The sequence below is a fragment of the Blochmannia endosymbiont of Camponotus sp. genome (assembly GCF_023586085.1).
In the GTDB taxonomy this organism is placed as follows: Bacteria; Pseudomonadota; Gammaproteobacteria; order Enterobacterales; family Enterobacteriaceae; genus Blochmanniella.
Genome location: NZ_CP097757.1, coordinates 25,210 through 47,421, shown reverse-complemented (window position 1 = coordinate 47,421; position 22,212 = coordinate 25,210). Strand labels below are relative to the sequence as shown.

Annotated in this window: 19 protein-coding genes; 13 read left to right on the top strand and 6 right to left on the bottom strand. The window is 29.4% G+C overall.

Features of this window, described 5'->3' with window-relative positions:
* Positions 1 to 5: 5 nt before the first annotated feature.
* The 7 genes from M9400_RS00195 (at position 6) to upp (ending at position 6,761) form a co-directional block, all read left to right on the top strand.
* Positions 6 to 842, top strand: coding sequence for an urease accessory protein UreD (locus M9400_RS00195; protein WP_250232443.1), 837 nt, complete (start codon positions 6 to 8; stop codon positions 840 to 842).
* Positions 843 to 863: 21 nt separating this feature from the next.
* Positions 864 to 1,166 (top strand): urease subunit gamma, encoded by a 303-nt coding sequence (locus tag M9400_RS00190; protein ID WP_250232442.1) that lies wholly within the window; start codon positions 864 to 866, stop codon positions 1,164 to 1,166.
* Positions 1,167 to 1,192: 26 nt separating this feature from the next.
* A complete protein-coding gene (locus M9400_RS00185; protein ID WP_250232441.1) occupies positions 1,193 to 1,501 on the top strand; it encodes an urease subunit beta in 309 nt (102 codons plus the stop codon).
* Positions 1,502 to 1,503: 2 nt separating this feature from the next.
* Positions 1,504 to 3,210, top strand: coding sequence for an urease subunit alpha (gene ureC, locus M9400_RS00180; protein WP_250232440.1), 1,707 nt, complete (start codon positions 1,504 to 1,506; stop codon positions 3,208 to 3,210).
* 476 nt (positions 3,211 to 3,686) lie between these two features.
* Positions 3,687 to 4,334: an urease accessory protein UreF gene (locus M9400_RS00175; RefSeq protein ID WP_250232439.1), complete on the top strand. Its 648-nt coding sequence runs from the start codon at positions 3,687 to 3,689 to the stop codon at positions 4,332 to 4,334.
* Between the two features lie 78 nt (positions 4,335 to 4,412).
* The gene (gene ureG, locus M9400_RS00170; protein WP_250232438.1) at positions 4,413 to 5,033 is read left to right on the top strand and encodes an urease accessory protein UreG; all 621 of its coding nucleotides are present in this window, start codon (positions 4,413 to 4,415) and stop codon (positions 5,031 to 5,033) included.
* Between the two features lie 1,101 nt (positions 5,034 to 6,134).
* Positions 6,135 to 6,761 carry a uracil phosphoribosyltransferase gene (upp, locus tag M9400_RS00165; protein WP_250232723.1) on the top strand — a complete coding sequence of 209 codons (627 nt, stop codon included), beginning with the start codon at positions 6,135 to 6,137 and terminating at the stop codon, positions 6,759 to 6,761.
* 251 nt (positions 6,762 to 7,012) lie between these two features.
* On the opposite strand, the gene bcp is transcribed toward upp, so the two are convergent.
* Positions 7,013 to 7,492, bottom strand: coding sequence for a thioredoxin-dependent thiol peroxidase (bcp, locus tag M9400_RS00160; protein WP_250232437.1), 480 nt, complete (start codon positions 7,490 to 7,492; stop codon positions 7,013 to 7,015).
* A 447-nt stretch (positions 7,493 to 7,939) separates the two neighbouring features.
* On the opposite strand from bcp, the gene dapA reads away from it, so the two are divergent.
* Both dapA and M9400_RS00150 read left to right on the top strand, forming a co-directional pair.
* Positions 7,940 to 8,839 (top strand): 4-hydroxy-tetrahydrodipicolinate synthase, encoded by a 900-nt coding sequence (gene dapA, locus M9400_RS00155; RefSeq protein WP_250232436.1) that lies wholly within the window; start codon positions 7,940 to 7,942, stop codon positions 8,837 to 8,839.
* A 47-nt stretch (positions 8,840 to 8,886) separates the two neighbouring features.
* On the top strand, positions 8,887 to 9,174 hold the full coding sequence (locus M9400_RS00150) for a hypothetical protein (protein ID WP_250232435.1): 288 nt from the start codon (positions 8,887 to 8,889) through the stop codon (positions 9,172 to 9,174).
* A gap of 113 nt (positions 9,175 to 9,287) precedes the next feature.
* Here the strand turns inward: M9400_RS00150 and dapE are convergent, their stop codons facing one another.
* Positions 9,288 to 10,436: a succinyl-diaminopimelate desuccinylase gene (gene dapE, locus M9400_RS00145; RefSeq protein ID WP_250232434.1), complete on the bottom strand. Its 1,149-nt coding sequence runs from the start codon at positions 10,434 to 10,436 to the stop codon at positions 9,288 to 9,290.
* A gap of 187 nt (positions 10,437 to 10,623) precedes the next feature.
* Entirely contained in the window at positions 10,624 to 12,630 is a 2,007-nt protein-coding gene (gene tkt / locus M9400_RS00140; RefSeq protein ID WP_250232433.1) for a transketolase, read from the bottom strand.
* A 1,923-nt stretch (positions 12,631 to 14,553) separates the two neighbouring features.
* Between tkt and cysP the strand changes: the two genes are divergently transcribed.
* The 4 genes from cysP to cysA all read left to right on the top strand — a co-directional run bounded on the left by cysP (position 14,554) and on the right by cysA (position 18,353).
* Positions 14,554 to 15,576 carry a thiosulfate ABC transporter substrate-binding protein CysP gene (gene cysP / locus M9400_RS00135; protein ID WP_250232432.1) on the top strand — a complete coding sequence of 341 codons (1,023 nt, stop codon included), beginning with the start codon at positions 14,554 to 14,556 and terminating at the stop codon, positions 15,574 to 15,576.
* The gene (gene cysT / locus M9400_RS00130) at positions 15,576 to 16,409 is read left to right on the top strand and encodes a sulfate/thiosulfate ABC transporter permease CysT (protein WP_250232431.1); all 834 of its coding nucleotides are present in this window, start codon (positions 15,576 to 15,578) and stop codon (positions 16,407 to 16,409) included. The genes cysP and cysT overlap by 1 nt, the downstream gene beginning before the upstream one ends.
* A gap of 89 nt (positions 16,410 to 16,498) precedes the next feature.
* The gene (locus M9400_RS00125; protein WP_250232722.1) at positions 16,499 to 17,263 is read left to right on the top strand and encodes a sulfate ABC transporter permease; all 765 of its coding nucleotides are present in this window, start codon (positions 16,499 to 16,501) and stop codon (positions 17,261 to 17,263) included.
* 22 nt (positions 17,264 to 17,285) lie between these two features.
* On the top strand, positions 17,286 to 18,353 hold the full coding sequence (gene cysA / locus M9400_RS00120) for a sulfate/thiosulfate ABC transporter ATP-binding protein CysA (protein ID WP_250232430.1): 1,068 nt from the start codon (positions 17,286 to 17,288) through the stop codon (positions 18,351 to 18,353).
* A gap of 476 nt (positions 18,354 to 18,829) precedes the next feature.
* Here the strand turns inward: cysA and ptsI are convergent, their stop codons facing one another.
* The 3 genes from ptsI to cysK all read right to left on the bottom strand — a co-directional run bounded on the left by ptsI (position 18,830) and on the right by cysK (position 22,174).
* A complete protein-coding gene (gene ptsI, locus M9400_RS00115; protein WP_250232429.1) occupies positions 18,830 to 20,545 on the bottom strand; it encodes a phosphoenolpyruvate-protein phosphotransferase PtsI in 1,716 nt (571 codons plus the stop codon).
* A gap of 44 nt (positions 20,546 to 20,589) precedes the next feature.
* Positions 20,590 to 20,847, bottom strand: coding sequence for an HPr family phosphocarrier protein (locus M9400_RS00110; RefSeq protein WP_250232428.1), 258 nt, complete (start codon positions 20,845 to 20,847; stop codon positions 20,590 to 20,592).
* A gap of 379 nt (positions 20,848 to 21,226) precedes the next feature.
* On the bottom strand, positions 21,227 to 22,174 hold the full coding sequence (gene cysK, locus M9400_RS00105; protein WP_250232427.1) for a cysteine synthase A: 948 nt from the start codon (positions 22,172 to 22,174) through the stop codon (positions 21,227 to 21,229).
* Positions 22,175 to 22,212 lie beyond the last annotated feature (38 nt).

The window sequence follows — 22,212 nt, the reverse complement described above, 5'->3', positions numbered from 1 at the left end:
TTTAAATGAATAATAAATTATCTCAGAATTTGATTGATGGTTGGTTAGGAGAGCTTGAATTAAATTTTGCTTTGCGCAAGGGGACCAGTGTGCTTACACTTAGTAAGCACACTGGTCCGTTTTATGTAAAGAAAAGTTTTTACTCGAAAAATGATAATACTCCACATGTATATTTATTGCATCCTCCTGGTGGTTTGGTTGGGGGAGATAAATTGACACTAGATGTTAAGTTGGAATCAGGAAGTAGAGCATTATTGACGACACCTGGTTCTTCTAAATTTTATCGTAGTAATGGTATCTGTGCAGTTCAGAAGCATACATTTACATTAGAGCGTAATACTGCTTTGGAATGGGTCCCTCAAAGCAGTATTTTTTTCCCCAAAACGAAAGCAAAAATAGATACTACTTTTATTATAGAACAAGGATCTAGAATTATATCATTTGAAATGTTATGTTTTGTAAATTCATCATTAGGTATTTATATTTATCCAGAAGAGGTAGATGTTTTTTTAAATATTTGTTTATCTAATTCTGTTGGTTTACAAGAAAGATTGCAGATTAATGAATCTAATTGTATTGTGAAATTAGGTGGATTTAAGATAAGTGCTTTACTTTTTGCTATTCCATCAGATGAAAAAATATTAGATACAGTGCGAAAACTTATTACATCGGTTAAACATTTTCAAATAGGAGGTGCTACATTATTAGATAATATTCTTGTAGTACGATTATTAGGTAATGATAATCAATGTTTAAAAAAAATACTTTGTCGTATTTGGTATGCGATACGCCCTTTTGTAATTGGAAGAGAAGTGACAATACCTCGTATTTGGTCGACATGAGTAGGTAGAGAAAATTTATATATGAAGCTATTACCCCGTGAAAAAGATAAATTATTATTATTTACGGCGGCGTTATTAGCAGAAAGACGCCGTAATCGAGGTTTGAAGTTAAATTATCCAGAAGCAATAGCATTAATTAGTTCTGTAATTTTAGAAGGAGCTCGTGAGGGAAAGAATGTTGCTGAATTAATGGATATAGGTAAGAATATATTAACTAGAGACGATGTTATGGTGGGAGTCCCTGAGATGATCACCAATGTACAAGTGGAAGCTACTTTTACTGATGGGACAAAATTAGTGACGATACACGATCCGATAATTTAATAATAATTAAATGAGTACATTATATTATGGTTCCAGGTGAATTATATATTTCTGATGGGAATATAGAGTTAAATACTGGACGACAGCGAGCGTTAGTAACTGTTGTTAATTGTGGGGATAGGCCTATACAGATTGGTTCCCATTTTCATTTTTATGAAGTTAATACTGCTTTAAAATTTGATCGAGTTATTGCTCGTGGTTTTCGTTTAAATATTCCATCTGGAACAGCTATTCGCTTTGAACCAGGGCAGTCTAGAACTGTAGATCTTGTAAAATATGCAGGTGTATGTAAAATTTATGGATTTTGTAAAACTATTATGGGTAAATTAGATTAATTATGAATAGTGTATTATCCAGGCATGAGTATGCTTCTTTATTCGGACCGACTATAGGAGATTCGGTACGATTAGCTGATACTGAATTGTGGATAAAAGTAGAAAAAGATTTCACTGTGTATGGAGAAGAAGTAAAATTTGGAGGAGGAAAAGTTATACGAGATGGAATGGGTCAAGGACAAATGAGTAGTAAAGATTGTGTTGATTTGGTATTAACTAATGCAATAATTATTGATTATTGGGGTATAGTAAAAGCAGATATTGGTATAAATAATGGTCGTATAACGGGTATTGGTAAATCAGGAAATCCAGATATTCAGCCAGATGTAACAATATTTATTGGACCTGGTACTGATATAATAGCCGCAGAAGGTAAAATAGTTACTGCCGGAGGCATTGACTCTCATGTTCATTTTATTTGTCCTCAACAAGTAGAAGACGGGTTATGTTCTGGAATTACTACATTTATTGGAGGAGGTACTGGGCCAACAACAGGAAGCAATGCAACAACTTGTACTCCAGGTCCTTGGTTTTTATCTCGTATGTTGCAAGTAGCAGATTCCTTACCTGTTAATATCGGGTTTACTGGTAAAGGTAGCGCCTCTTTGCCTAAGGCTTTAGAAGAACAAATAATTGCTGGGGCTATTGGTTTAAAGGTTCATGAAGATTGGGGAGCAACCCCCGCAGCCATTGATTGTTGTTTAAATGTGGCCGATAATTTTGATGTTCAGGTTTCTATTCATACTGATACTTTAAACGAATCAGGATTTGTTGAAGATACTTTATCTGCAATTAAGGGTAGAACGATACATGCTTATCATACTGAAGGTGCAGGTGGTGGACATTCTCCAGATATCATACGTATGTGCGGATGTAATAATGTCTTACCATCATCTACTAATCCTACCATGCCTTATACTATTAATACAATAGATGAACATTTAGACATGATGATGGTTTGTCATAATCTTAATCCTAATCTGCCTGAAGATATGGCGTTTTCAGAGTCTAGAATTCGTAAAGAGACAATCGCTGCTGAAGATATTCTACATGATCTTGGAGCTTTGTCTATGATTTCTTCTGATTCTCAAGCTATGGGGCGAGTTGGAGAAGTTATTTTACGTACTTGGCAAACAGCTCATAAAATGAAGTTACAAAGAGGTTCATTATCGGGGGATGACAAATATAACGATAATATTCGTGTAAAACGGTATATTGCTAAATATACCATTAATCCAGCAATAACTCATGGTATTTCTCATGAGGTTGGTTCTATTGAAATAGGAAAGTTGGCAGATTTAGTATTATGGTCTCCTGTTTTTTTTGGAGTTAAACCAGAATTAATCATTAAAGGTGGTATGATTAATTCTGCAATTATGGGTGATCCTAATGCTTCTATACCCACTTCACAACCAGTGCATTATCGATTAATGTTTGGAGCACGTGGTAATGCAAGACATGCGACGCGTATGACATTTGTATCTGCAGTTTTTTATCATTCAGAATTAATAAATCACTTAAAGTTGGCTAGTTTAATTGGTAAAGCTCATAAGTGTAGAAATATTAAAAAGAAGCATATGATCAATAATTCTTGGCAACCAATTATTGAAGTAGATCCTCAGACTTATCAAGTACGTGCAAATGGAGAGTTATTAACTTGTGAACCTGCATTTTCATTACCTATGTCACAACGTTATTTTTTATTTTAGTATTTAGCGCTATTCTATGCTAGAATGCATGCATATTCGTAATGACGAATACTGTTTTATTGTTTACTTAAAAGTTTATTTTTATTGCTATAATATCGATATTTATTGTAGATTGTGCTGTAGTTTTACGGTAATAAATTTATATATGTGTTTTATAATATTTAGTTATATTTAATTGTATTTTGTAATTGTATTATGTGGTTAAATTTATAGACTTCAGATCTGTAATAGATGTCTTTTTAAAGGTTTATTTAGAAGAATTGTTGTTATGATAGAATGAGCGTTCATCATATTTTTATATTTTTATGTTATGGCTGAATAAATATACGTTGCACAATGTTATATAATTAATTATATATAATAATGTATAATAATAATTTAAAAATTTAAGTAATATCTATATAAATAATTTCTGAATACATGATCCTAATTACGTTATGTGTGTTACTCAGAGTGAAAATTCACTGTTATCTTTAATGCAATTGATTAGTTCTAATTTTCCTGTAGGGGGATTCGCTTATTCACGAGGTTTAGAGTGGGCTGTAGAGTGTAATTGGGTAAATTCTGTAGAAACTTTTTCTGCATGGCAGAAACAATGGATTGATGGACCATTAATTCATTTAGAGTGGCCTATGCTTAAGCGTTGCTACTATTATACTCAAATTAGAGATGAAGTTAGCTTTTTTCAATGTGTATTAAAAATTTTGTCATGTCGTGATACTCGTGAGTTTAGATTAGAAGAAAACCAACGTGGACAAGCAATGACAAAGTTAATATTGCAGTGGTATCCACTTACTCATGATGATATTTGGTTATCAGCCTTAGAGCGTAGCGGTTTAGCGTCAATAGCATGGTTAGGGTGTATGTGGGGTATTCCCTTAAAAGATTTAGCGCTGGGATATGCATATAATATGTTAGAATCTTCTATCATGGCAGGATTAAAATTGATACCTTTTGGGCAAAGAGCTGCTCAAAAGTTATTAAGATATTTAATGGAATGTTTTCCAAATGCTTGGAATAAGGCGGATATAATAATGGATCATGAATTAGGAAGTAGTTTTTTGTTGCAATCTATAGCATCGTCTTGTCATGAAACACAATATTCACGATTATTTCGTTCTTAAAATTACTTGATTTTAATACAATACTTATATAGCATGAAATGTTATATGATTATTATTTTTTAATTAAAGGAATGTGTTTTGTTACATGAAAAATGTACTCTGCCGTTGCGTATAGGTGTAGGTGGTCCAGTAGGATCAGGTAAAACTGCATTACTTGAAGTATTGTGTAAAAAAATGAAAGATAATTATCAATTGGCAGTAGTAACCAATGATATTTATACTAAAGAAGATCAACGTATTTTGATAGATGCAGATGCTCTATCGGCCGATCGTATTATTGGTATAGAAACTGGAGGGTGTCCTCATGCTGCTATTCGTGAAGATGCCTCTATGAATTTATTAGCTATAGAAGAACTAACATATAGATTTGAGAATCTAGATATTATTTTTATTGAAAGTGGTGGGGATAATTTGAGTGCTACGTTTAGTCCTGAATTATCGGATTTAAATTTATATGTTATTGATGTAGCTGCAGGTGATAAAATACCTCGAAAAGGAGGGCCAGGTATTACACGTTCTGATTTTTTAATAATTAATAAAATTGATTTAGCTTCGTACGTAGGGGCATCTTTAGAAAGTATGGCTAGAGACACTAATTTTATGAGAAAGGGATTACCATGGTCTTTTACTAATTTGAAAATAGGTCATGGTGTACAATTTGTTCTTGATTTCATTGTAGCAAAACGGTTATCTTTATGAAATTAATATATATAGGGCATTATCATAATGATAATTTTAATGATTACATTTATATGTCTATAGACAACTAATAAAAAGTTTTAAAAATTTTAATACATAAATATATATCATTATGTGGTTGTTTTATTTTAAGTAAAATATGTTATAAAAATTTTTTATTATTTATAATTTTTATGAGTAGAAAATGGAAAATTGGTTAGTTTTTATTTTTAATAGAGGTTAATCATAAATGTTGTTTTTCAGTATAAACAGTTAGATTTTATTATTTGATATAATGGTATTATTTCCATCGTTATTTTTATGATAATTCCAGGCATTTATAGAAGCGTATATTAACCTAATGAACAATATCATGAAACTGATGAATAATACCCATTTAGTAATGCGTACTTTTGTTTTATTTTTTTTCATACAAACAACTAGTATCTTTATTTAAAGAGTTGTGAGATGATACAGTTTAGTGTAATTGTTGTAAATTTTTATATAAATGTATACTTTGTTCAATAAAAATTATTTATTATAATCTGTGTTGTTTTAATATTTAAATATTAAATTGAAAGTTTATAAAATTGTTTTATTTTATTTTTGAAGTAATCAATTTATATAAGTTACAATTAATGTAATTAAATAATTTTTAATTTAGTGTTTGTTTTGTTTTTATTAAATAATGTTATGTTTAACATTAACACAATATATTTCATGATATACTTAGTTTAAATTTTAACATTACATGTAAAAGTTATGTTATTACAATTATATTATAGTTGTAAATTTCATTCCATACCATCAATAATATCTTTATATTGTTGATGGTATGGAATTTTTTATATTTAAAAATGATTATTTGAATAATTAATCAATAATGTCAATACATTATATTATATATATCTTAAATATCAAAATTTGATTTATTTTGTATGGGAAATAAATAATGTAATAAATTTTGTGTGAGCTCTTATATTATCAATGTGATTCTACACATATCAATTAAATAGTATCTTATATTTATTTTAATAAATTTATGGATATTATTATAAATGGTAATTAGAAAGTATAATTTCTCAGATTTGAGAGTTTACTTTCATGGAGAACAAAGTTGATATGAAGATAGTTGAGATCAGACATCCATTAGTTCAGCACAAATTAGGACTAATGCGTATTTGTGATATTAGCACTAAACGTTTTAGAGAATTATCTGCAGAATTAGGAAGTTTATTAACTTATGTAGCTACTGATGATTTAGAAGTAGAAATAGTAACTATCAAAGGATGGTGTGGAGTAGTTAAAATTGCGCGTATTAAAGGGAAAAAAATAACAGTAGTACCAATCTTAAGAGCTGGGTTGGGTATGATGAATGGTGTATTGGAGCATCTTCCGAGCGCGCGTATAAGTATAATAGGGATTTATCGTAATGAAATTACTCTTGAGCCAATTCCATATTTCCATAAATTAGTTTCCAATATAAATGAACGTATGGCAATGGTGTTAGATCCCATGCTGGCTACTGGTGGATCAATAATCGCTACTATTGATTTATTAAAAAAATTTGGATGTAGTAATATAAAAGTTTTATCAATAGTAGCAGCGCCGGAGGGAATTGAAGCTTTGGAAAAAAGACATCCAGATATTGAATTATATTTAGCTTCTATAGATCAAAAAATTAATAAACATGGTTACATTATTCCAGGATTTGGAGATGCTGGTGACAAGACATTTGGAACTAAATAATATATGATCTATATATAATCAAAAAATTATTTATTTAAAATAATATATGAATTGTATATATATTATACAATAAATAAAGTTTAGTATGTTGTTTATAATAAATTTTTATACTGTACATATATATCTATGATTATCAGTAATAGATATATATGTTGTTTAACAGTTTTAAATATTAATGGTTTTGATTTTTATGTATGTAGATCTACTATATATAAGCTATTTAATAGTATAACTGGTTATATAAAAATTATTTACTTTATTATGATTTTATCATTTAGATAACGTAATATGATTTGATCATGCTCAATAGGTTTAAAATGTGTAAATACTTGCTCTATAAAGCCGATGGGATTTATTACAAAACTAACACGATGTACTCCATTATATATTTTTCCCATGAATTTTTTTTCTCCCCATGCTCCAAATTTCTTAGTAACTTTGTAGTCTTTATCAGAGAGTAAAGTGAAACGTAACATTTCTTTTTCATGAAATTTTAAAAGTTTTTCTGGTGTATCGTTACTAATGCCAACTATTTCTACGTTTAATTTCTTGAATATATCGACATTATCTCTTAATTTACATGCTTGTATGGTGCATCCTGGTGTCATAGCTTTAGGATAAAAGTAAATAAGAACTTTTTTCCCTATAAAAGAATAAAGATCGACTGAAATACCATCTTGATCGGGTAAAATAAAGCGTGGAGCTTTATCTCCAGGTTGTAATAATGCCATGGTAATTTTCCATTGAAAAAATTTATTAATTTTTATAAATTAATTACACTTTAATACCACTTTCAAATTTTGTATATAATATAATGAAATTATTTAAAAGAGTTTTATATCTACATATGATGATAATTTAAAAAATAATTTGTTATAAAAATAACAGAGAATTATTTTAAATAATCATTTAGTATTGAATATGTCCTTAACAGATAATAATTTACTTAATAATCAAAAATATAATGAAAATAATTTTTAATTCATTTAAAATTGTTAAACGATAGTAAATGATATGTATATTCATAAATAAGTATACTATAGTATATAGTTATATAAAATAATCATACTATTTTCTATGTTCAAATGAAGTTGAATATTTTATGTTTTCTCTTGTTTAGTCAAGTTTCATTAAATGTATAAAGCCTTATATGTTAAGTTTATTGGAGATAATAGTTCATGTTTACTGGAAGTATAGTTGCTTTAATCACCCCAATGGATTTAAAAGGTTCTGTAGATTGGACAAGTTTGAAAAAACTTGTTGATTATCATGTAACTAGTGGTACATCGGCTATTGTTTCTGTCGGAACGACAGGGGAAATGTCTGGACTTACACAGGAAGAACATGTTGACGTGGTTATGAAAACTTTAGAGTTTAGTGATGGTAGATTACCAGTTATAGCTGGTACTGGCGCAAATTCAACAGCAGAAGCTATTTCATTAACTAACAAATTTAATAATAGCGATATAGCGGCTTGTTTAAGTGTTACCCCCTATTATAATCGTCCTAATCAAGAAGGATTATTTCAACATTTTAAAGCTATTTCAGACAGCACAGAATTGCCACAGATATTATATAATGTTCCGTTACGTACTGGTTGTGATATGGTGCCGAGCACTGTTTCTCGTTTATCAAAGATAAAGAATATAATTGGGATTAAAGAGGCAACAGGAAATTTAAATAGAGTAAATCAATTAAAACAACTGGTGCATGAAGATTTTATTTTATTAAGTGGAGATGACTTAAGCGCATTAGATTTTATGAAGCTTGGAGGAGTCGGAGTAATTTCTGTTACTGCTAATGTTGCTGCAAAAGAAATGGCTGATCTATGCAAATTAGCAAATAAAAATGATTTTTTAAACGCACAGCATATTAATCAACGCTTGATGCCTGTTCATCAAGCGTTGTTCATTGATTCTAATCCTATACCAGTAAAATGGGCTTGTAAAGAATTAGGACTAATATCATGTGATACTTTACGTTTACCTATGACCTATTTATCTGAAGTATATTGTCATGTGTTGAAGAAGGCTTTAATAAATTCAGGATTATTTTATACTCAATATAATCATAAATAATTATTTATATAAGGGTTGCAATGTTAACTTTTTTAGAGATTTTATGTGTGATATTGCTATCGGCTTGTTGTTCTTCTGAAATATATAAGGAAAATCGCTGTAAACTTAATGGAAATTTAGAATATTTAGATACTGTATCTTTGTTGGAATTAAATTTACCAGAAAATTTAGATATTTTATTACCTACATCATATGGTGATTATGTTATTCCAAAAATTAGTGACATTAATATCACTAATTTTCAAAAAATAGGTAAAAAATTAAATATATGTCCTCCTGTAGTATTGCCTACAGAAACAACGCATACATCTTGTTTAATTAACACTGAAGATTAACTAAATTAGAACGAATAAAAAGTTTTCATCGTTATGTTTTTAAGTATGCAGAATATACATGTTTATCGTTAAAGTTATATTAAAAGACGTGTAACAGATCATATCTGTTATATTTATTGTTGATATAGTAGTATATTTTCTATTATTTTTTGATATATAGAACTAAGTAATTTTAGATCTGCTAAATCAATATATTCATTAACTTTGTGGATAGTATGATTACATGCACCTAATTCTATAACTTCTGCTCCCATTTTAGCTATGAAACGTCCATCAGAAGTGCCCCCTGTAGTTTCTAAACAAGGTTCAAATTTTTGATAATATTTAATAACATTGACTACAACATTAGTTAGTTTCCCTGGATTGCTAAAATAAGGTTCTGCAGAAAGTTTCCAATTAATATCATAAGTTAAAGAATGATATTCAAGTATTTTTTTTATACATTTTTTAATATCTTCAACAGAAGATTTATTATTAAAGCGAAAATTAAAGTCTAATGTAACTGTATGAGGTATAATATTATTATTGTTATTGTCCGTATAAATATTAGTAATTTGTATAGTAGTAGGGGGGAAGAATACATTCTTTTCTTGATCCCATGTAGTATTTAAAAGCTTTGATAATATTGGAATAACTAAATGTATTGGGTTTTTTGAAAATTGGGGGTACGCGACATGCCCTTGTGATCCGTATATTTTTAATTTTCCTGTAAGTGAACCACGTCTTCCATTTTTTATAACATCCCCTATTTGATGTTGACTTGATGGTTCGCCTACTATGCAATAATCTATATGTTCGTTGCGTATCATTAAAGATTCTACAACTTTTGTAGTTCCATTGATTCCAGTTCCTTCTTCATCAGAGGTAATAAGAAATGCTAGTCGGCCTTGATAATTAGGATGTTTGTTTATAAAATTATCGGAAGCAACTAACATAGCAGCTAACGCACCTTTCATATCTACCGCACCCCGTCCGTACAACACATTATCATGTATTAATCCTGAGAATGGGGGATAATTCCAGGAGTGTAGGTTTCCAGGATCTACCACATCGGTATGCCCAAGAAATAATAATGTGTTATGTTTTTTGTCTCCATGATACGCCCAAATATTCAAAGTATCATCAAATTGCATGAGTTCTATGTTAAAATTTAATTTTTGTAAATAATCTATAATTATTTCATGGCAATTATTATTTCTTGGGCATACCGATGGTTGTTTAATTAATTGTTGAGCCAATATTTCTAATGTAGAACAATTCATATTGTATGCTCCTGTTATAGTAGTTACAGGTTAAAATATTTTAAGTTTAAGAGCTACATATTTGAAACTCTGAAACTTATACAATTAATATATCTACATATTAAGCTAGATGTATATATTTTGATTATACATACTACATAAATTAAAGCACTGACATAGTTTTGCGCATAAAAAATTTTATTATTACTTATTTATTAATAAATTTATTTAATAATTTATATGATTTTTCGATTACATAATCGACAGTAAAGTTAAAAAATTCAAATAGTTGATTTGGTGGGGCTGATTTTCCAAATGTATTCATACCTATTATTTCACCACATAATCCAACATATTTATACCAATAATCACTACTACTAGCCTCAATAGCTAATCTATTAGTTATTGTATGAGGCAATACGTATTCACGGTATGATGCATCTTGTTGATCAAATATGTCAGTAGAAGGTAAGGAAACAACTCGTACTTTATATCCTTCATTGGTTAAGCGGCGATATGAGTTTATCGCTAGTATTATTTCTGACCCGGTAGCAATTATAATTAACTCAGGTATGCCTTGGCAATCTTTAAGAACGTATCCTCCTCGAGAAATATTGTTAATTTGTGTTGATGTGCGTTCTTGTTGTATAAGATTTTGTCTAGATAAAATTAGTGCAGTCGGGCCACGGTGTTCAATTGCAGATTTCCAAGCCACTGCTGTTTCTACTTGATCACAAGGGCGCCATACTGTTAAATTTGGGGTCATACGCAAATTTGATAATTGTTCTATCGGCTGATGAGTCGGACCATCTTCTCCTAATCCAATAGAATCATGAGTATAAATCATAACATGATGACTATTCATTAATGCCGCCATGCGAACTGCGTTACGTGCGTATTCAACAAATGTTAAAAATGTAGCGGTATAGGGCAAAAAAGCTCCATAATTAGCAATACCGTTAGCAATTGCAGTCATACCGAATTCTCGTACACCGTAATGAATATAATTTCCAGCAGTATTTTTCATGATAGAAGAAGATTGTGACCAAGTTGTTAAATTGCTGGGTGTTAAATCTGCAGATCCGCCAAAAAGCTCTGGTAGTTTTTTGGAAAAGGATTCAATTATAATTTGAGAAGCTTGACGTGTAGCAATATTTTTAGGGTTTATTTGTAAGTTTTCAATAAATTTTTGTGTTTTTTTGTGCCAATCATTAGGTAATTTTCGCTCTATTCGTCTTATTAATTCTTTTGCTAAATCAGGATAAGTACGGGTGTATTGACAAAATAATTTCTTCCAAGCATCTTCTTTTTCTTGACCTATTATTTTAGCGTTCCATAATTTATATATTTTTTTAGGTATAAAAAATGGAGGTTCATTCCAATTCAGTATTTTTCGAGTAGCAGCTACTTCTTCTTGTCCTAGCGGAGCGCCATGTGCACTGTGTTTGCCGCTTTTATTTGGCGATCCAAAAGCAATAATAGTGTCACATATTAATAATGATGGTTTATTTAATATGGATTTAGCTTGATCAATTGCAATTTTAATAGAATCTCTATTATGTCCGTTTATATTACGTATTACATTCCATCCATAGGATTCAAATCGCATAGCAGTATCATCCGTGAACCATTCTGTTATATCACCATCTATAGAAATACCATTGTTGTCATAGAACATAATCAATTTATTTAGTTTCATAGTTCCAGCTAATGAGCAAACTTCATGAGAAATACCCTCCATCATGCACCCGTCTCCTAAAAATACATAAGTATAGTGATCAATGATATTAAACTCCATACGATTAAATTGAGCTGCTAGTGTTCGTTCAGCAATTGCTAATCCTACAGCATTAGCTAATCCTTGCCCTAACGGTCCTGTTGTAACTTCGACTCCATCAGTATGTCCATATTCTGGATGTCCAGGTGTTTTAGAATTTAACTGTCTAAAATTTTTTAGATCTTCTATAAATACGGAATATCCAGTCAAATGTAGTATACTATACAATAACATTGATCCGTGTCCATTAGATAGAACAAATCTATCTCGATTAATCCAATTTGGATTGTTTGGATTATGGTTCATGTAATCCCTCCATAGTACTTCTGCAATATCAGCCATACCCATAGGACAACCAGGGTGTCCGGAATTAGCCTGTTGTATAGCATCTATGCTTAGTATACGTATAGCATTAGCTAATATTTTATTTGTGAACATAAAGTGTTTTCCTAATATTAAATTTTAATTAACAAATTATTAAAACATCGTCTTTTTATAGAGAATTGTTGAGTGTGTTAAATTATTTTTACATAGTTATGTTATTTTTATTATGTTTTAAAAATGAATAACATAAAAATAAGTTTATTAAATATTTTATCTACAATAGGAAACAAAAATATTTAGGAATCTATATATTTAAAAAAGCTAATGTTCTAGTAGTTTTAGGATAATAATTATGCAATTACATTTAATTGTATTTATAATTTATTTATCCGTATGACAGTTAATTGATGTTGATATTAATCATATGATAGTAATATTGTTTATAGCAAGAATAATTTTTAATTATTTTTCACGTAATGATGTGATTATGAATATTATATTTATTTGATAAATATATTAATAGTACTCATTGTAAATAAAATTTAAAATACATAAATTAAAATATATATTTGGTTTTAGATATGTACATGGTTTTAGTTAAAAGGGAGTAATATCAATTAAATTGAATTGGATGTTGTTATTATTTTTAATTCTTATGTTACTTATAATGTATTTTTGAAAAGTAGTATCAATGTTAATAATAATATTAGATGCCTCTGTATGTTTAGTGATTAATTTTGATTAATTTATTATATTTTTTGTTATCATATATTTGTAATAAACGATGTTATTTTTTGAGTCAGTAGATATGTATTTAGATATTTTTTTAAAAAATTTTAATATTTATATTTACTATTAATTTTTTGATTGTATAAGTGTATATATGATTTATTTCTAGTATAGGATAGAATATATATTAAGGGAATATATACTAAAAGTAGTAACATTTATTTTTAAATAAGAGATGCATTAATGACGATAGTGTTACGTAGATTATTGTAATTAATGATATTAAGTTTTGTTTATGCTATAGGCTATTTTTGAATTATTTGATTGATGAATCACTGCTTAGTAATGAGTATTTATAATGGGATAGCGATAGTAATTATTGAATCATCATGATTATTTTATATCTCATTAATATAGTTTAGTTGATGGGATTTGGTTGGTATTTTTATCTTATTTTTTAATTAAATTGTTTATGCAATCCTTTATATAGGATGTTCTATCAAAATAGTAACAGTATAATTGCGTTGTCGCATTCAATTAAAAGAGTTATTAATTTCTAGATTGCATAAGAGTATATTAGGTTGTATATATATTATTGTAATAAATGAGATGGTAATTCTAGATTAACAAAATAAAAGATGTGATTTATTTTTGATATTAAATAATTGATTGTAATGTTTATTGAATAATAGTTTAAATATTATGTAATGCATACATGAATTAATTCTTAAATAATTTTTTATTAAATCTTAAGATGGGTATTTTATTTTAAAACTACTTGTTTAGGTATATAAAATAATTAATTATATATGAGTTTTCATATAGCGATATAATCATATGTAGATATTTTATTTATTAAAATAAAATATTTTGATTCGAATTTTAATTCATATAATTGTTATATAGTTATTTTAGGTTTCGATTGTATTAATGAAGAAAATTTTTTATTTTTGTGTAGAATCATTTTAATTGTTGATTTTGTTATAAAATGATCGTTTGATTTATTTTAAAAATAAATATATGGAAATATTTTATATTTTATTACAAATTAATAATCGTTTCATTATTGTAGTGGTTTATTTTTTAAATATACAAAAACGTAAATTTTTATTAATTAATAAATTATTAGTTATAAATTAATTTCTACATTATAAATAATATTACTTGTATACCAGTAATTGGTTAATTAAATTTTATGTAAATATATATTTACATACGATCTATTTCACAATTGTATACATAATATATCATATTTCTTTGGAATAAAAGAAATTCTATTTTATTAATCATGTTTATATGTGGATATAAATGATTATTGTACGTATTTTTTTAAAAACAATTAGAGCAACAGTGCTATTGTATTATATTTTTTATGCTTCAGTTTTTGGGACTGTTTTATTAAACAGTTCGTATGATGTATCTAGAGAATTGTTTTTAGAGATTAATTCTAATTTTATTAAACATTGGAAGGATAAAAATCCTGAAGACACACTAATTATTCGGCAGTCTCATGCAGGATCTACCAGGCAAGCTATGGCTATATTACAAGGTTTGCGTGCAGATGTGGTTACTTATAATCAGGTAATAGATGTACAAATTTTATATGACCGTGGGAAATTAATTCCTGAAGATTGGCAAGATCGATTGCCTAATCATAGTTCGCCATTTTATTCAACTATGGCTTTTTTGGTAAGAAAAGGAAATCCAAAAGGAATTTATAATTGGCATGATTTAACTAATGAGGGGTTGAAGATAGTATTTCCTAATCCTAAAACTTCTGGAAATGGCCGCTATACTTATTTAGCTGCTTGGAATGTATTTTTTAAAAATAGTAACGGAAATATAGAGCAAACTAGATTTTGGATGCAAAAGTTTTTACAAAATGTAGTAGTATTTGATACTGGAGGGCGTGCTGCTACTTCTACTTTTATTGATCGAAATCAGGGAGATGTATTAATTAATTTTGAATCTGAAGCAAAATTAGTACAGAAGCAACATGGATCTAGTAACTATGATATTGTGATACCTAAACCTAATGTTTTAGTGGAATTTCCAGTGACTTGGATAGATAGAAACGTTATCCGCAATGGAACTAAAAATGTAGCACAAGCTTATTTAAATTATTTGTATACTCCTCCAGCGCAAAAGATTATTACTAAGTTTGGATATCGTGTAAATACAATGGATGTTATTCCAATCTATCAGAATAAATCTGTTAAGAGTCAATTATTTAGGATCGAGGATCAGTATGGTAATTGGAATATTCTTATGGAGACACATTTCAGGCGTGGCGGTGAATTAGATAAATTATTATCAGTAGGATATCGTTGATGTTATTTTTTTCAGTTAAATATGTGTTACCTGGATTTGGTATAGCTCTTGGCAGCAGTTTGTTGTTTGTTTGTTTGATTTTATTATTACCTTTGAGTGCATTAGTGATGCAATTATCTCAAATGAATTTTTATCAATATTGGGATATAATTACAGATCCAGCATTATTAGTTTCTTATAAAGTTACTTTATTATCTGCTGGATTAGCAACATTATTTAATGCTGTATTTGGTATGTTAGTATCATGGGTAATAACTAGATATCAATTTCCTGGTAAGAAATTATTAGATGCATTAATAGATTTGCCTTTTGCTTTACCTACTGCAGTAGCAGGATTAACTTTAGCAACATTATTTTCAACATCAGGCTGGTATGGTAGTTGGTTATCTAGAGTAGGTATTACAGTGTCATATACGTGGGTAGGAATATCTATTGCTATGATTTTTACAAGTATTCCATTTGTAGTACGTACGATACAGCCAGTATTAGAGGAGTTTGCTGAAGAATATGAAGAAGTAGCAAAGACTCTTGGGGCTGGTCATTGGCAAATTTTTTCTAATATCATTTTTCCGGAATTTGCGCCAGCTTGGTTATCTGGTGTAGTGTTATCTTTTATCCGAAGCTTAGGTGAATTTGGTGCAGTCATTTTTATTGCTGGGAATATTGCATGGAAGAACGAGGTAATATCCTTAATTATTTTTATTCGTTTACAAGAATTTGATTATCCAGCAGCTAGCGCTATTGCTTCTGTAATTTTGATTATTTCTTTATTATTGTTATTGTTTACTAATATGTTTCAATTGCGAATAAATCAGAGGTTTAAAGGATTTTAGTGATAAACATATTTAATAATTATGTAAATAGAAATAATAGTTATACTAGTCGTATTACATTGAGCCAATGGGTTTTAATTAGTTTAACTATGTTTATATCAACAGTGTTATTGTTAGTTCCTTTAATTGTTATTTTTGTATCTGCTTTTTCAGAAGGACTAAAAGTAGTCAGAGTAAATTTGATTGATAAAGACATGATACATGCAATTTTTTTAACGGTTGTTGTAGTGTTGTTTACTGTGCCTATCAACATATTTTTTGGAGTGTTGATGGCTTGGTTAGTAACTCGTTTTAAATTTTATGGAAGGCAACTTTTATTAGTCTGTTTAAATATACCTATTGCTGTTTCTCCAGTAATTGCTGGATTGTTATATCTGTTACTTTATACAAATGATAATGTAATAGCAAATTGGCTAGATTTTTATAATATACAAATAATATTTACATGGCTAGGAGTAGTGTTAGTTACTATTTTTGTCACTTGTCCTTTTATAGTACATGAGCTTGTTCCGGTGATGGTAAATAGAGGAAGACAGGAAGATGAGGCGGCAGTACTGCTTGGGGCTTCTGGTTGGATGATGTTTCGTTATGTCACTTTTCCAAATATTCGTTGGGCTTTATTATATGGCGCCATCTTAACTAATGCTCGTGCTATTGGTGAATTTGGAGCAGTATCCATAGTATCAGGGTTGATACGTGGTGAAACATATACCTTATCATTATATGTAGAATTATTATACCAAGATTATAATACTGTTGGTGCATTTATTGCCGCATCATTATTAGCTTCTATTTCAATTATTATGTTGTGTATAAAGAATTACTTACAAAGTCGTGTGAAACGTATGAATTAATATTTGTGGCCAGGGATAAGAAATGAGTATTGAAGTGGATGGGATCACTAAATTTTTTGGTCATGACAAAGTACTAACTAATATTTCTTTACATATTGCATCTGGAGAAATTATAGCATTGTTGGGGCCGTCTGGTTCTGGTAAGACAACATTATTACGTATTATTGCTGGATTAGAACAGCACAATAGTGGTTGCTTACGTTTTAGAGGTAAAGATGTCAGTCAGCTTGGTGCACGTGATCGTCATGTTGGTTTTGTTTTTCAAAATTATGCTTTATTTCGTCATATGACAGTATCTGATAATATTTCTTTTGGTATAAGAATGTTACCACGTCATAAACGCCCAAGTTCTCATGCAATTAATAAAAAAGTTATGCAGTTGTTAACTATGGTGCAATTAGAAGGTTTAGGTAATAGATATCCAGCGCAACTTTCTGGAGGGCAAAAACAACGTGTAGCTCTAGCTCGTTCTTTAGCAATTAAACCAGAAATCTTGCTATTAGATGAGCCTTTTGGGGCATTAGATACTCAAGTTAGGAAAGAATTACGTCGTTGGCTTCGTAGATTGCATAGTGAATTTAAATTTACTAGTGTTTTTGTTACGCATGATCAAGAGGAAGCGATGGAAGTTGCTAATAGAATAGTGGTTATGAACCGAGGGATTATTGAGCAAATAGGTACACCTAAAGATATTTGGTGTGTTCCAGCTACTCGTTTTGTTTTAGAGTTTTTAAGTGAAGTTAACTGTTTACAAGGAATAGTATGCGGCTCAGAATTATCTATTGGTTCTTATCATTGGTCTTTACCATACGTGCCTGCTTTACAGGGAAAAGTAGAATTATTTTTTCGCCCCTGGGAAATGGATATTAGTAAAGAATCTAATGTACTGCATCCGTTACCAGCTAAAATTGTTAATGTTAGTTTACATGGATTTTATTGGCAATTAAGTGTAGAACCTTTGGGATGGCACCAAGGTTTGTTGACTATAATTTTAGGGATTAAGGATATTTTTGGTATTCCGGAACGTGGATCATGTTGTTATTTAAGCGGACGCAATGCGCGATTATTTTCGGGAGAAATGGCATTGTAAGTGTAAGTAATAACATTCTTTTTCTTTTGATTTAATGATACTAAAAGATAAAGATGCAAATAACCATTGACACAAGTTTTATTTATGCGGGCCTCTGGATATATGAATAATTTCACAATGTTCTTAGATTTGAGTGCTGCATATAGAAAGACTTGGTTTTTATGCGTGCGTGAATTATAAGTTTCATAGATAGTTGAGTAAACAGCTAGTAAAGGAAATTATTAAAATTATATAGGGCAAGTAGTGAAAATATTTTGTATAGGAATATATATTGGACGGTGTAAATTTATAGTCTATATATTTTTGTTGTTTTTATTTATAAGTATGTGTATTAATATAGATGAAATTTTCACAGATTGTGTAGCTAATAGACTTGTAAGTTATTAGTTTTTGAGGTTATATTTTCATGGTAGTAGATTGCGTTTTAATTAAAAAATTGATATTACATAACTTAGGTCTGTTTTGATACGGATATATTATTGTTTGTTCTGCATAAGTAAATGCATTATTGATTCTGTAGTTGAATAACTTAATGCTTTTTTAGCTATTTTTTTTGCATCATGATAATATGAATTACGGATTATTTTTTTAATTCGTGGAATGGATATGGAGCTCATACTAAACTCATCTAACCCCATTCCTAATAATAGCAAAGTAGTACGCTCATCTCCTGCCATTTCTCCACACATAGCTGTCCATTTTCCTGCAGAATGTGAAGCTTCGATTACTTTTTTGATTAATATTAAAATAGATGGAGATATAGGATTATACAAATGAGATATTAATTTGTTGCCACGATCTACTGCAAGAGTGTATTGTGTCAAATCATTGGTTCCGATACTAAAAAAATCTACTTCCTTAATTAAATGATGTGCGATGATTGCAGAAGCGGGAGTTTCGATCATAATCCCTACTTTAATATTTTCGTCGAATTTTATTTCTTCTTTACGTAGTTGTTTTTTTAATAAATTTAGTTCTGTATTTAAGGTTTTTATTTCTTCTACAGAAATAATCATAGGATACATTATACGTAATTTACCAAAAAAAGAAGCGCGCAAGATAGCACGTAATTGGGTATGCAGTATGTCTTTTCTATCTAACATTATGCGAATTGCACGCCATCCAAGAAATGGATTTTCTTCGTTTGGAAGATTCATATAAGGCAAATTTTTATCACCTCCAATATCCATAATACGTATGATTACAGCTTGATTAATCATTGATTCAGCTGCTTTTTTATAAGCTTGAAATTGTTCTTCTTCTGCAGGTAATGTATTACGGTTCATAAATAAAAATTCAGTTCTATATAATCCTATTCCTTCAGCTCCATTTTCTTTGGCTCTAATGATATCGTGTGTTGTATCTCCGATATTGGCACATACTCGTACTTGATGCTCGTCAAGAGTAATCGCTGGAAGATATTTGAATTTAGTTAACTCATATTTTTCAGAAATATATTTTTCTTTTAATATATTGATATTTTTAATGATGTTTGGGGTTGGATTAATGTAAATTTTATTGTTTAAGGCATCAAGTATTATAAAGTCTCCGTTAGAAACTTGTTTCGTGATCATACCCGTTCCTACAATGGCTGGTAATTCTAAAGAACGAGCCATGATAGAAGTGTGTGAGGTTTTTCCTCCGGCATCAGTGATAAATCCTAACACTTTTTTTAAATTTAGTTGAGCCGTTTCTGATGGGCTAAGATCTACAGCAATAATTATTACTTCTTCAGTGATTGTGTTTAAGTCGATAATTGGGATCCCTAAAATATTTTTTAATAAACGATTGCCAATATCTCGCACGTCGGTGGCACGTTCTTTCAAATATTCATCTTCTAGTTTTTCTAAGGCTTTTGCTTGGGTTTCAATCACTGAATACACAGCAGCATCTGCGCTAAATAGTTCTTCTTTAATAAGAGTGACGATATCTTGTTCAAGTTCCTCATCTTCTAATAAGATGATATGGCCTTCAAAAATAGCTTCTTTTTTCGAGTCTAATTGGTTTTTTATTTTATTTTTAATTTCTTTTAATTGTCTAGAAGTTTCAGTGCGTCCAGAAATAAATCGATTTATTTCTTGTTTAATAGAATTAATAGCAATTTTTTCTGAATTAATGAGAATTTTTTTTTCTTGCAATAGCAACGCTTTTCCGAAGGCGATGCCAGGTGATACTGAAATTCCTGAAATCATAATTCTACCTGTATTAGAGTTGCATTGATTAATTATGTTATTTTTTATTTAAGTTTAGCAATAAATTTAATTAAATGTTGCACTGCCTGTTCTGCATCTATGCCGTTAGCAGAAATAATAACTATAGAACCTTTACTTAATCCTAGTGTTTGCAGTTTAAATAAACTTTTAGCACTTGCTTTTTTCCCATTAGAGATTACTGTAATTTCAGAATTAAAGTTTTTTGCTTCCTTTACAAATTGAGTAGCTGGGCGAGTATGTAAACCATTGGAAGCAGTAATTATAATTTCTTTTTGATACATTTTTATCTCCATTTGATCAAATAATATGATGAAAATAATATTTTTTTCAAGTTTTATTGAATTAAATACTTTTTTGATGAATATAAATGAACAAAATTTGTTATATAAATAATTTATTGATTTTTATTTTATCTTTTATGTATATCACATTCAAAATAGAATATGAACTAAAGATATTTTTCATTAATCCTTTTAAGATCCTTATAATATATCAGAAAATATAGTATTCTATTTATATAATGTAATTAATTCAATGTTTTTGTAAATTCTTCAACGTATAAAAGTGCATAGCATTTTTTATGAAAAAATATAAACAGAAAACACCCGTAAATGAATGTTTTCTGTTGTGTTTAGTATTAATAGAAAAAATTATTATTTTTTATAAGTTTGAAAATAATATAGTGCTTAAATATCGCTCACTGGATGATGGTAGTATAACTACTATATTTTTAGTCTCATAGATTTTGTTTTTTTGTAATTGTATAGCAGCTGCTAATGCGGCACCTGAAGAAATTCCAGCTAAAATTCCTTCTTTTTCCATTAAATGTTTGGCATAGCTAATAGCTGCATCTATGCTTACTGTTTCTACTTGGTCAATTAAAGTTAAGTCAAGATTTTTTGGAATAAATCCAGCGCCAATACCCTGAATTTTATGTGGCGCTGGGGTTATTTTTTGGCCAGATAATGTTTGAGTAATGATTGGAGAGTTGTCTGGTTCCACTGCTACGATAATTATTTTTTTATTTTTCTTTATATTCTTAAAAAATCTTCCAATCCCGGTGATAGTTCCTCCTGTACCAACTCCAGCTACAAGTATGTCTATTTGTCCATTAGAGTCATTCCAAATTTCAGGTCCTGTTGTTTTTTCATGAATTTCTGGATTTGCAGGATTATTAAATTGCTGTAATAATAGATAACGTTTAGGATCAGAATCAGCAATCTCTTTTGCTTTGGCAATAGCGCCTTTCATTCCATCATTTCCTTTTGTTAATATAATTTCAGCACCTAAGGCTTTAATTAATTTACGGCGTTCAATACTCATTGTTTCTGGCATGGTCAAAGTTAATTTGTAGTGACGTGCTGCTGCTACGTAAGCTAAAGCAATGCCAGTATTGCCGCTTGTTGCTTCTATCAGTTTTGTGTCTGATTTTAATAGGTTTCTTTTTTCTGCATCCCAAATCATATTAGCGCCAATACGACATTTAACACTAAAGCTAGGATTTCTAGATTCTATCTTAACCATAATGTGTCCATTTCCAATTTTATTAAGACGGACTAATGGGGTATGACCGATAGTATAAGAATTGTCTTGATAAATTTTATACATATTTAATGTTCCTCAGCGTCATATAATGTTACATGACA